Source organism: Sphaerospermopsis sp. LEGE 00249 (assembly GCF_014299995.1).
Classification (GTDB): Bacteria; Cyanobacteriota; Cyanobacteriia; order Cyanobacteriales; family Nostocaceae; genus Sphaerospermopsis; species Sphaerospermopsis kisseleviana.
In genome coordinates this window covers 1-12718 of record NZ_JACJUZ010000008.1, presented here as the reverse complement: position 1 = coordinate 12718, position 12718 = coordinate 1, and the positions used below count along the sequence as shown (strand labels likewise).

10 protein-coding genes are annotated in these 12718 nt (G+C 37.5%); 3 read left to right on the top strand and 7 right to left on the bottom strand.

The features are described 5' to 3' along the window. Window positions 1-7: 7 nt before the first annotated feature. The 3 genes from H5968_RS04535 to hemW all read right to left on the bottom strand — a co-directional run bounded on the left by H5968_RS04535 (window position 8) and on the right by hemW (window position 4637). Window positions 8-880 (bottom strand): hypothetical protein, encoded by an 873-nt coding sequence (locus H5968_RS04535; protein WP_255427046.1) that lies wholly within the window; start codon window positions 878-880, stop codon window positions 8-10. A 489-nt stretch (window positions 881-1369) separates the two neighbouring features. Then, the gene (mtnA, locus tag H5968_RS04530) at window positions 1370-2407 is read right to left on the bottom strand and encodes an S-methyl-5-thioribose-1-phosphate isomerase (RefSeq protein WP_187038965.1); all 1038 of its coding nucleotides are present in this window, start codon (window positions 2405-2407) and stop codon (window positions 1370-1372) included. 1060 nt (window positions 2408-3467) lie between these two features. After that, entirely contained in the window at window positions 3468-4637 is a 1170-nt protein-coding gene (gene hemW, locus H5968_RS04525) for a radical SAM family heme chaperone HemW (RefSeq protein WP_187038964.1), read from the bottom strand. Between the two features lie 289 nt (window positions 4638-4926). Here hemW and H5968_RS04520 point away from each other — a divergent pair, with 289 nt between their 5' ends. After that, window positions 4927-6003, top strand: a complete 1077-nt coding sequence (locus tag H5968_RS04520) for a PIN/TRAM domain-containing protein (RefSeq protein WP_096571940.1) — start codon at window positions 4927-4929, stop codon at window positions 6001-6003. A gap of 112 nt (window positions 6004-6115) precedes the next feature. On the opposite strand, the gene H5968_RS04515 is transcribed toward H5968_RS04520, so the two are convergent. Next, window positions 6116-7189 carry an aromatic ring-hydroxylating dioxygenase subunit alpha gene (locus tag H5968_RS04515; RefSeq protein WP_187038963.1) on the bottom strand — a complete coding sequence of 358 codons (1074 nt, stop codon included), beginning with the start codon at window positions 7187-7189 and terminating at the stop codon, window positions 6116-6118. 184 nt (window positions 7190-7373) lie between these two features. On the opposite strand from H5968_RS04515, the gene H5968_RS04510 reads away from it, so the two are divergent. Further along, on the top strand, window positions 7374-7853 hold the full coding sequence (locus H5968_RS04510) for a YbjN domain-containing protein (RefSeq protein WP_187038962.1): 480 nt from the start codon (window positions 7374-7376) through the stop codon (window positions 7851-7853). A 118-nt stretch (window positions 7854-7971) separates the two neighbouring features. Continuing rightward, window positions 7972-8652, top strand: coding sequence for a biotin/lipoate A/B protein ligase family protein (locus tag H5968_RS04505; protein ID WP_187039020.1), 681 nt, complete (start codon window positions 7972-7974; stop codon window positions 8650-8652). Between the two features lie 734 nt (window positions 8653-9386). Here the strand turns inward: H5968_RS04505 and purH are convergent. The 3 genes from purH to H5968_RS04490 all read right to left on the bottom strand — a co-directional run bounded on the left by purH (window position 9387) and on the right by H5968_RS04490 (window position 12476). Further along, window positions 9387-10922, bottom strand: coding sequence for a bifunctional phosphoribosylaminoimidazolecarboxamide formyltransferase/IMP cyclohydrolase (gene purH, locus H5968_RS04500; RefSeq protein ID WP_187038961.1), 1536 nt, complete (start codon window positions 10920-10922; stop codon window positions 9387-9389). A 454-nt stretch (window positions 10923-11376) separates the two neighbouring features. After that, window positions 11377-11736 (bottom strand): VOC family protein, encoded by a 360-nt coding sequence (locus tag H5968_RS04495; RefSeq protein WP_187038960.1) that lies wholly within the window; start codon window positions 11734-11736, stop codon window positions 11377-11379. A 50-nt stretch (window positions 11737-11786) separates the two neighbouring features. Continuing rightward, window positions 11787-12476, bottom strand: a complete 690-nt coding sequence (locus H5968_RS04490) for a hypothetical protein (RefSeq protein WP_187039030.1) — start codon at window positions 12474-12476, stop codon at window positions 11787-11789. Window positions 12477-12718 lie beyond the last annotated feature (242 nt).

The following is a 12718-nucleotide window of genomic DNA, read 5'->3' as shown; positions in this document are numbered from 1 at the left end:
CTATTACTTATTTTAATCCTGTCGCTTTGAGAATTTCTTGATCACCTTTTCTTACGATTAAAGTTGAATCCGCATTTCCATCTTCTGTAATCGGTTGTTCTAAAATGTAAACATAATCTCCATTTCTCCAACCTGTAACACATTTTCCATCACGACAGGAAACTTTACCACCTGTTAATTCAAGACAGTTACCTTTTGTATCACATCCTTTATATGTCAAGTTTCCTGTATTATTAACTCCTGTCCAAGAGTCAGCATTACCAATAGTAATTTTCCACTCTCCATTACTAATGGTTTGGGTTTTATTTGCTTGAGGTTTGGTTTCGGTTTTTGCTGTTGTTTTATCTTCTAAAACCTCCATTTTAGTAATTATAGATTCTTGACGAGTTTTTCCACAAGGTTCTGCACTTTCACAATCATTCACTGATTCTACTGTGAAAATAGCACGGACTTTTTTATTTAAAAATTTTCCTTCTTCTGCACAAATATCAAAACTCGCACCAACTTGGTTTTCTTTACCTTGTTCATCTACTAAGGTGACATAACACATTAAATCACCATTGACTAATTCTTTAACTGTACCAACTTGCGGTGATTTATTTTTGATGGTGGTTTTGCTGACTGTTTGCGGTGCAGATTTTATTTTCTCTGGTTTATCTGTTTCTGTTTTTGTTTCTGTTTTGGGTTCTGTTTTATTTTCCTTTTCTGTTTCCTGTGTGGGTGAATTTTCTGGTTGAGATTCTACAGTATTATTAGTTGATGTTGCTGTGGTTGTATCGGTTGGTGCATTACTACAACTAACCAAAGAAATACAGGAAAGAATTAAGGTGAGTGTGGGAATTAATTTTTTCATGGGTGGTAATTTATAACGTTTTGTCAAAACTCAATTAATTTTTTACAAAATCTTACGATTAGCTAAAATTTTCTTAGATGAGAGTACCAGTATATGATACTATATAATAAATATGTATAATGTTAATCAATCCTAAAAAAATTAACCAACGAAATCAAATGCTCTAAGCCTTGATATGATTGAACCGCAAAGGGCGCAAAGAACACAAAGGTAAGAGAGTTAAACGAGAGTTTTTGGTGTTGCTACAATTATTTTTTCAAAATTGGGATAGTCCCGAATGAAAAAATTCTGGTTTGATCAAACCTTCAATTATCAAACCAGTTTTAACTACCATTGCAAAAGGATTGGTAATTAAAAAATTAGGACAGCTTCAGGAAATAGACCGTCATTCTGGGTAAATAATATTGTAGGGCTTACGCAAGATTGGACTAAAAACCTGATTCTTGCGTAGGGGTAATTCATGAATTACCCCTACTTTTGTTCTGTTTTGCGTAAGTCTTGTATTGATTGAATTGCTCACGAATTATGATGACATTTTACCAAATCCCCTGGAGCAAAAGCACCATTTTCTGTAATGATGGCTGTAATTAAATCTGCGGGAGTAACATCAAAAGCAGGATTATAAAATTCTACTCCTGAAGGTGTCAAAACAGTATCACCAACTTGATAAACTTCTGAAGGATGACGTTCTTCAATAGGAATTTGACTACCATTAGCTAAGGTAAAATCAATAGTAGAAATCGGTGCAGCGACAAAGAACGGAATATTATGAGCTTTAGCTACAATTGCTAAACTATAAGTACCGATTTTATTAGCAGTATCTCCATTGGCAGCAATTCTATCAGCACCGACAACCACCGCATCAATTAAACCTTGTTGCATACAATGGGCGGCCATATTATCAGTAATTACAGTAACGGGAATTCCTTCTTGTACGCATTCCCAAGCAGTGAGTTTTGCACCTTGTAAACGGGGACGGGTTTCATCTGCAAATACTCGTGTGAGTCTTCCTTCTCTCCAAGCAGAACGCACTACACCTAAAGCAGTACCATAACCAGCGGTTGCTAAAGCACCGGCATTACAGTGAGTTAATATGATTAACTTTTCTGGGGTTTTGGGTAAAACTGTTAAACCGTGATCACCGATTTTTTCACAGGTTTGGATATCTTCAGCGTTGATATTTTGGGCAGTTTCTAGGAGAATTTGTTTAATTTCTGCTATTGTTCCCAGAGTTTCATAAGCTGTTTGCATCATTCTCCCAATTGCCCAAAATAAGTTTACCGCAGTGGGACGGGTAGAACGCAATAACTGGGCAACTTGTTCTAAACGGTTTAAAAATTCCGTGCGATCGCTGGTTTCAATTTCCCTTGCACCCAAATACATCCCATAAGCAGCAGCAACGCCAATAGCCGGCGCACCTCTAACTATCATAGTTATAATGGCCTCGGCCATGTCTTCGCTACGATTAATTTCTACCACTGCATACTCATTTGGTAAACGGGTTTGATCTATGAGTAAAACTGAGTTATTCTGCCAAACAACGGGATAAAGCATAATTTCAAAGGAGTCAGGAGTCAGGAGTCAGGAGGCAGGAGGCAGGAGGCAGAAGGCAGGAGGCAGGAGGCAGAAGGTAAAAGGTAAAAGTTCAATATTCTTCCCCTGCTTCCCCTGCTTCTCTTCCCAGTCAACAGTCCCCAGTCACCTACTACTGGCGAAAATAAACCATTATCATAGCAACATTGGGTTGATTATGAGCGATCGCAAATCTTTCTGATCATCTGCGTTTTTTGCTTAACAATTTTTAACATGATTTTGACCCAAAAATCCCAAAAAAGTTTCAACACTCGTTTTTACCCTCAAATTATTGAGAATAGTTGCGAATGACTCAACGTAATTTCAAGGGTCTTGACTTCTGACAGGGTTGTGTTATGATAGTCTTGAGAATAATCCAAGGGTGTTATATACCCAAAAACTGAAATTCCCACTGGATCAGATTTTTTATTGGAATTTATTAATATAGATAATATAGAATAGAAAACGCAGATGAACGCAGATAAACGCGGATTAGTTTATTAGTTTTTATCTGAATAAATGGGATATTTGATTTAAATTAATAGGGGCTATTAATTGAGAAACAGGTGATTAGCGATGGGGAAAGATCAAATTTTAAATTGATTACCCAGTCCCCAATCACCAATCACCCACTACTGGGGAAAATAAAGAATCATCATTGCAACTTTGGGATGATGATGAGCGATCGCTTCGGGAATATGACCAAGTAGGGAAAATATCTGGCTTTTTTGTGCCACAGTTCCATTTAACAATTCTTAACTCAATTTTCCCAAAAAAGTTTCACCCCGCATTTTTCACCCAAAATTATTGAGAATAGCTGCAAATGACTCAACGTAATTTCAAGGGTCTTGACTTCTGAGAGGGTTATGTTATGATAGATTTTAGAATAATCCAAGGGATAATTATATTATAAATCGAAATTTACAGGATTATACCCTATTCCCTACCTCCACGAAAAGACTTTCTCAGCAACTCCTATCTATATTATAGGTTTAAGCTGATTACTGATTACTGATAGCTGAATGCTTACTCAAAATTGATCTTATTCTCCGATTTTATCAAATAAATCTGCTAACACAACATTAGAAAATAAAAACCCATCAGGATCAGTTAACCGCAATTTTTCCCCCATAATTTGTACCCAACCTTGATCAAAATAAGGGTGCAAACATTGTTTAATTTTTTCTACTTTTTCTGTACCAAACTTTTGGGTTAACGTCTTTAAATTCAAACCCGATGCTAAACGCAAACCCAGCATTAAAGTTTCTAACAATTCTTCCTCTATAGGTGTGATGTCACAATCAATTATTGCACCATTTTCTAACCATTGATAATATTCTTTGGTTTTACGAGGACGGGTAAAGCGTTTACCTTGTACATAACTAGCTGCACCCATTCCGAAACCGTAATAAGACAGATTTTGCCAATAAACTAAATTATGTTGACATTGATGTCCGCTTTTGGCATAGTTAGAAATTTCATAATGTTCATAACCTGCATCTGTTAATATTTTTTGCCCTAATTGATACATTTTGACAGTGGTTTCATCTGTCGGTAGCGGTTGATCTCCTGGTTGGTAATAACGTCCGAAAGCTGTACCCGGTTCTATGGTTAAATCATAAATAGAAATATGGGTAGGGGCAATTTCTACCGCTTTAGTTAGGGAATTTTCCCATTGATCTAAAGACTGATGTGGTAAACCAGAAATTAAGTCTATGCTAAATTCGGGTATTTCGACTTGGTGAATTAAATCAATAGCTGCAAAAATATCTTCAACTGAGTGCGATCGCCCTGCAATTTTTAACAATTCTGCTGGAAACGTTTGCACACCTAAACTTACCCGGTTCACACCTGCATTTTTATATCCTATGATATGTGCTAAATCAAAAGTACCAGGGTCCATTTCCATTGAAATTTCTACCCCAGATGCAATGCCAAAACGCTTTTCTAATGTTGTTACAATCTGTTGTAATTGTTCTGTAGATAGCAGCGAAGGTGTACCACCACCAAAGAAAATGGTTTTTAAAGGTTGATTAAAAGTGGATGCAGAGTTTATTTCTTGACAAACTGCCTCAACATATTGACTAATTGTATGTGATGTTTCACCCCGTGAGCGATCACCTACCACAAATACCGGAAAATCACAATAAAAACACCGCCGCCGACAAAAAGGAATATGTACATAAGCAGCAGTAGGAACAGAAAAACTCATAATATTTTAGATTTGAGATTTTAGATTTATTTAATATCTACATTAGGTGATAAATTGCCCATTACCAATCACCAATTACCAATTACCCATTCTCAGTTTCTTTACAACAATTCATCTTTTGATAACAAAAATAATAATAATTATGCAAGGAAAAGTCTTTGGGTATAATGTTTGCATAATTGTATTAACTGGTAAACCTATAGTGTAAGTTCATATTCCCCAAGCAATCACCGTTGAAATAAAAAATACCTTACTCTAATGGGTAAACACAGTCGCAGGAAACATTATCATGCTTGATTTCACTATCATTCTCTCATTTATTATCGCCTCTGCGGGAATCGGTTATTTCAGTACCGACCTCCTCCCCCCTGGAACTCTTGACGGAGTAACCAACCTAGACGCTTTACGCTTAGTTGTTGCTGTCTTTGCTGCTATCATCGGTGGTGCAGTGGGTTTAAGTTTCCAGACTACCTACCGCCGCTTAGAAGCACAAGTGAAAGAAATGCCTCTAGAAGTCATTTTAACTCGTGCCATTGGTTTAGTAATTGGGTTGTTACTGGCTAATTTAATGTTAGCCCCGCTATTTTTATTACCCATTCCCGCAGATTTCAGCTTTATTAAACCTATAGTAGCCGTTGTTGGCAGTATCATCCTTTCCGTAACGGGTATGAATTTAGCAGATACCCACGGACGGGGTTTATTACGCTTAATTAATCCTAACACTGTGGAAACTTTAGTAGTGGAAGGAACTCTCAAACCTGCAAATACTAAAGTTTTAGATACTAGCTGCATTATTGATGGACGCATTGAAGCATTGTTAGAAACGGGATTTTTAGAAGGAGTAATAATTGTCCCCCGGTTTATTTTACAGGAACTGCAACAAGTCGCTGATGCCAGTAAAGATGTAAAACGGGTGCGAGGTAGAAGAGGTTTAGACATTCTCAACCGCATCCGGGAAACTTACCCAGAAAGGATTGTAATTAATTCTGTAGACTATGAAGAGATTCATACAGTTGATGCAAAACTGGTAAAATTTGCCCAAGAAATTAACGGAACACTGTTAACTAATGACTACAATTTATCAAAAGTTGCTAGTGTGCAGAAAGTCCCAGTTTTGAATGTTAATGACTTGGTAAATGCGGTGCGTCCTTCTTATTTACCTGGTGATAATATTGATTTGAAAATTCTCAAAGAAGGTAAAGAACCGACTCAAGGTATTGGTTATCTTGATGATGGAACAATGGTAGTTGTTGAGGAAGGAAGCGGTTTTGTGGGTGCTGAACTACGGGTAGTTGTCACCAGTGCTTTACAAACCTCAGCAGGGAGAATGATTTTTGCGAAACCTCAAGCTTCCGCTTTAGCGTGAGGGAAATGCTAAAAAAAATAGCTGTTTTCTAATCCCTGATTTCTTGAGTCAGGGATTTTGTATTTTAATCCTGACTCCTGACTCCTACTGTATCAACACCTCACCCAATTTTTCAACTTGATTTTTCAACTTGATTTTTCATCAATTTTTGCACACTTACCAAAGCTCGATTTAATTCATAATTTCTAATTTCTGGATTTTGTAAAAAAGCTTGTTGTTCTTCTTCTATCATTTTTACATCTTGTACCACCAAACCGTCAAGTAATTTCTGTGCTGCACCAAATAAGCTATCTTTAATAAACCGCCGAAACCATACAGGTAATTTGTGTAATCTCCAAAACGCATTGAGTGAGGTAAAATGAATTAAATAGGCTTTAGTTTCTGTCTCGTTTACTGGACATAATAAACAGTAAATTTTAAAATCATTACCCAAGGTAGAAACCCAATGAGGATAAACATAACTCACATCTAGTGGTTCAGGATGCAACCGACGCAAAGCAGGAAAAAATAATTGGGAGATTGACCAAATTTTATCTATTTTATAATAACTTTGGGCTGTATAATGGGCATGAACTTTATTTTCATCTTCATCAATATTTTGCAGTGATGCTTCCGCCCAAGCTTGTAAATCTTGATGCAAATGTCCGTGATACATATCCATCAAATTTTCAATTAAATAAGAATAATGGGCTTGAGTTTGAATCACGGAAACTGTGGCAATATAATTTAAATTATCCCATTCTGGTAAACCCATTGGTTCTATATTTGGTTCTTTATTGCCCGGAAATAACCAAATAAAACCATCTTGTTCTTTCACAGGATAACGGCGAATTTGACAAGTTGGTAATTTTTGATTATCTGCTAAATAGGGAACTGCTGCACATTCACCTTCACTATTGAACCGCCAACCATGATAAGCACATTCTAATTCGTTTTTTATTACTTGCCCATGACTCAGTTTAACTTGACGATGAGGACAACGATCTTCTAAGGCGTGAACTTTTCCTGTACTATCTCGATAAAGTGCGATCGCCTGTTTCCAAATCGTTACAGCTAATGGCTTATTTGTAACCTCTTTACTCCGTGCAACTACATACCAGTGATTGGGGTTTATTGCTAATTTGCGGACACTTGTTTGTAAACTTGGAGAAATAGAAACATGATTGCTAGGTATTATTTGTTGCATAAAATATTGATAATTAGGTATATTCCAAGATATAATATAGAAATCATATTTGATTTTTGCCTTTATTTCTTCTTTCCTGTTCCCTGTTCCCTCTTCCCTAAACTTCTAACTCAAGCCAATTTTAGCTACAAACGATAAAGTAGTTGTAGCTTCAAGCAGTAACTATATTGAGGAAAAAATCTGTATGACAAGCTACCAAGAAACCCTAACTCCTGATGAATTAGTTGATGAACTGATTGCGGAAACATCCGGTCTTAATCATGTAGAATTAATTGAAAACGTCATTAGCACCTTACAACAGGATGATAGCGCAATGGTTAGCCATTCACCAGATGGCGCTTATCTGTGGAAATTTAAATATGGAACAGTGGAAGTATTCGTAAAACTCACAGGTTCTAGTGATGAAGATACTATCACGGTTTGGGCTGGGGTGCTGAAATTACCCGCTAAAGATGAACCCAAATTAATGCGTTATCTGTTAGAGTTGAACTGTACCGTTACCTTGGAAGCTCGTTTTGGTATTATTGAAAATCAGGTGGTTGTCATTTCCACACGCACTGTAGCAGAATTGTCACCAGGGGAAATTTCCCGTATTATTACTATTGTTGCTACCATCGCGGATAACTATGATGAGCCTTTGATAGATGAGTTTGGTGCAGCATAGGCAATTTTGGATTTTAGATTTTAGATTTTGGATTTTGGATTTTGGATTTTAGATAGATTTTGTGGTAAAACAGGTTTGGCGACTAATTCCTTATTTTGCAGCTGCTGGTAAAATACAAATGGCAGTTGATAGATGGTTGCTAGAACAGCATGAGTCAGGAAAACACCCCCCAACTCTGCGGTTTTATACTTGGTCGCCTCCTGCGATTTCTTTGGGTTATCATCAAAAAAAATACCCGGAATTTTGGGAAAATCTCACCACCAATTTAACTGGGGATGGTGATAAACTGGATTTAGTACGTCGTCCTAGTGGTGGTAGAGCAGTTTTACACCAAGGAGATTTAACCTACGCAGTCATAACTTCAGAAATACCGGGTAGTCGTTTACAAGCTTATACAAAGATTTGTGAATTTCTGATTGCTGGATGGCGATCGCTCGGTGTAGAGTTAAGCTATGGTCAAGCTGGCCGTGGTTATATTCACAACCCTAACTGTTTTGCAACTGCCACAGGTGCAGATTTAATTTTAGCAGATGGTAGTAAATTAATTGGTAGCGCCCAACTGCGACGGGGAAAGACAATTTTACAACATGGTTCTATAATTTTACACCCAGATGCAGATTTATTTAAACAAGTCTTTGGTAAAGATACTTTTACACCTGTGAAACTACCTGAGAATTTAGATCAAGAAACGATTATTAATACTTTAATTGATGCAGCTTGTGATAGTTTTAATATGCGGGTTGAAATACAACCACTTTCTGAAATTGAGTGGAAAAACATTTTAGATAAATTGGCATAGATATTAATATTGGTTTTTATATTTCATACTATGCAAAAAACGTCCGGGAGTGTTGCCGTGTTTCCACCCCAGACGCTTTTTGAACTTTGCTCCTCACACACAACTAGAATATATCACTGGTTCAATAGAATAGCAAGAGTTTTCTTGGAAATTTTATATTAGTAAATTAAATATATCGTTTGCAGGGAAAATACAGCCAAATAAAAAACGCCTGGGAGTGTTGCCGTGTTTCCACCCCAAGCGTTTTTTAGTTTCAACTTACTGCTATATAAAACCTAGACAAAACTAGACTTTACTTTCTACTTCAACGGGAGCATGGGAGCAGTTATCCCTCAGTAGACTTTCACGCCTTAGCCAGACGCGATTGTGTTCCAATTAAGTTTCTGAAAAAGACTACCACCATCATTGCTTGGTTTTCGCGTCGGCAATAGTCTCAATTCAATACTTGATATCACCGTATTATATATCAAGTAGTTGATTTTTTCCTAAAAATATATTGATTTTTGTCAATACAAGTATAGTTTTGTCTATGAAATTGTCAACTTAGGACTTGCTCACACACAAAAATCATGTTAACTGTACCGATCAAAAAACGGATCTATTGAGTGCCACTTTTACAACTGCACTCATGTTAGGGACTGGGGACTGGGGACTGGGAATGTTTATTATTTTCCATCACAAAATACATACCGATTTTACAGGATTAATTATTTCCCAATCACCAATCACCTAAATTAGTGTAAGAAATGCCGAACACCAGTGACAACCATCAATAAACCCAGTTCATCAGCAGCTTTGATAGAGTCTTTATCTCGCAGACTTCCCCCTGGTTGCACAATAGCAGTAATTCCGGCTGCGGCTGAGGTTCTCACGGTATCATCAAAGGGGAAGAAACCATCACTAGCTAAAAATGCACCTTGGGTTTTTTCTCCCGCTTGTTCCAGTGCTATTTTTGCCGAACCTACCCGGTTCATTTGTCCCGCACCTACTCCTAAAGTCGTTCTATCTTTGCTGATGACAATAGCATTAGATTTAATGTGTTTACAAACTTTCCAAGCAAATAATAATTCTGCTAATTCTGCCTGTGTGGGTTGACGTTTGGTGACAACTTGCCATTTAGCGGTATCGGCAACGATATCATCCGCAGTTTGTACCAAGAAACCACCAGCGATCGCTCTCACAGTTTCTTTCGGTCCAGTGAGCAAATCTGGTAAAATCAGAACTCTCACATTACCTTTCTTAGTTAAAATTTCCTTGGCTTCTTCATCACAACTCGGTGCAACCACGCACTCTAAAAATGTCTTCGTTAATTCTGTTGCTGTCGCTGCATCAATAGCTCGGTTTAAAGCCACAATACCACCAAAAGCTGATGTAGAATCAGCATTGAAAGCTTTTTGATAAGCATCAAAAATGGTTTCTGCTTCCGCAGTTCCACAGGGATTAGTATGTTTAATAATTGTCGCTGCCGGACTTTCAGTAAATTCAGCAATAATGCGTCGTGCAGCTTCTAAATCTACCAAATTATTATAACTGAGTTCCTTACCTTGCAGTTTCGTTGCTGCTGCCCAACCAGTGGGTTTAGTTCCCGTTTGATACCAAGCAGCGGGTTGATGGGGGTTTTCTCCATAACGCAGAGGTTGAATTTGTGTACCGGAAACCGTGTAAGTTTCTGGTAAACCTTCGCTTTGCGTACCAGCTAGATAAGCTGCAATGGCGTTATCATAACTTGCGGTGTGCAAAAATCCTTTTAAAGCGCATTTTTGGCGAAATTCTAAAGAAGCAGAGCCATTTTGGCGTAATTCCTGCAAATACTCATCATATTGAGCCGGATCACATAATACTGTAAGATGGGCAAAGTTTTTTGATGAAGCGCGTAACATTGCCGGACCGCCAATATCAATTTGTTCTACTGCGTCTGCTAAGGTGACACCAGGTTTAGCAATGGTTTCCTCAAAAGGATAAAGGTTAACGACGACGAGATCAATAGGACGAATTTGGTTATTTTCTAAATCTTTGACATCTTGTTCTAAATCGCGCCGTGCTAAAATTCCGCCATGTATGCGGGGATGGAGAGTTTTTACCCGACCGCCTAATATTTCGGGTGAACCTGTATAATCTGAAACCTTTGTAACCGGGATTCCCGCATCTTTCAGGGTTTTGGCTGTTCCCCCACTGCTGATGATATCAAAGCCAAATTCCTCAACCAAGCTGCGGGCTAGGTCAATTATACCAGTTTTGTTAGATACACTCAGCAATGCCAGACGCGCCATAGTTCCCCTGTTTGTTTTGGACTACAATTTTGCAAATAGATGTTTATTTTACCTAATGGGGTGCTGTTGGGAAATGTAGAATTAGATATCTTTTGAGAATTACGGATAATTCAAGCACGGAAAACGAACCACAAAGGACGCAAAGGACACGAAGGGAAGAGGGTATAAGAGAGATTTTGCATGAGTGTTGATATATTTGCAAGATAAAAGGAAGAAGGAAGAAACGAACCACGAAGGACGCAAAGGACACGAAGGGAAGAGAGTATAATAGAGATTTTGCGTAATTCCTATCTATATATTCCTGATATCAGCAAATATTCCGACTCCTGACTCCTGTACGGGCGAAGCATTCGGACGAACAATTATCAATTTTTCTCCAAGGGCGAAGCATTCGGGCGATAAATTATCAATTTTTCTCCAAAGCTATTTTCCGAATGCTTCGCCCCTACGACTATTATTGTTGACTAAGTTCAATAATATTGCCATCGGGGTCTTTTGTGAAGAGGGCAGGACGACCGGAAGCACTTTCTTGAAATGGGTAATTATGATTTTGTAATTCTGTTTTTGCTGCTTCTAAGTCCACAACTGAAAATGCAATGTGAGGGTTACGTCCCCATTTTTCGTTTTGGTTGTCTGTGGGGACGGTTGGGGATACTATTAAATGTATTTGATAGTTACCGAGTTGATACCATGCACCGGGATATTTAAGGGTGCGGTCAATTTTTGCTAGTCCTAATATTGTGCCATAAAAGTGTTCTGAGCGTTTTAGGTTGGTGACGAGGATGGCGGTGTGGAGAGGTTGGGTAATTTGCATTTGATGGGATTAGTTTTTTGATGAGTTGTTGAGTAGGGGTTTTCAATTTTTTATTCTATCTCATTAATCCAATTTTGAATAGTATTGAGTAGGTTTTGTTGTTGGGGAAAACCTCTTAATGGTGGGTTTAATGGTTGTTCTGTGATGAAGGCGATATGTAATACATCTGTGAGTTTATTACAGAAGTTGATGATAGTGTCGTTTGGTTCGCAGTTGTTGATAATTAAAGCTAGGTTTTCGGTTTTTAGATGTTTTTTGATTTGGGGAATTTTGCTTTTTAGTTGAGGTGCGTTGTTTACTGTGGGAATTTCTTCAGGTGCGGTAAATGCTGTGAGGTAAATTTGGTTGCAAATTTCTTGAGATATTTCTATGATATCTGTTTCGTTTTCCAGGGTTTTGAGGTTGAGGGGAAGGGGATATGTTTTGTTTGTGGGTTGGAGTTTGGTGAGGAGAGAATGGGTATCTGTAAATTGGTTTTCTAGGTTTTTAATTGTGGTTTTGTTGCCATGCCAAGCGCGGTAAAATTCTGGATATGTCATGTTTTGGGCGCAATGCCAGAGAATACTACTAGGGATTTTTATTCTCTCATCATCATGTTTGATTTCATTCAGCTTTTTCTTATAGGAGCAAACTATTAAATGGAGTGGATAATTCTTTAAGTCTGTATCAAGAGGGTTCTTTTCTCTAAAAAGGTAATCATTTATTTCTTTAATAAGAAGTTCTGCTTCTTCTCGACTCATACAAGATTGACCTTGTTTTTGAAAAAAATCATTAAAAATATATCCGGTTAGTGTTTCAACTTTTTTTTGTTGATCATTATTAAGTCTTTGTATATCTCTTGCATATTCTTCTAATCAGAAGTGTTGAATGTTAAGAAATCTGTGATAAAAATAGCCCAAAATATATTAAAATTTGAGCAAGCTATATCAAAATATTGATTTGATCATGATTATAAATTCATTTCCCAAGATTGTCAAAGACA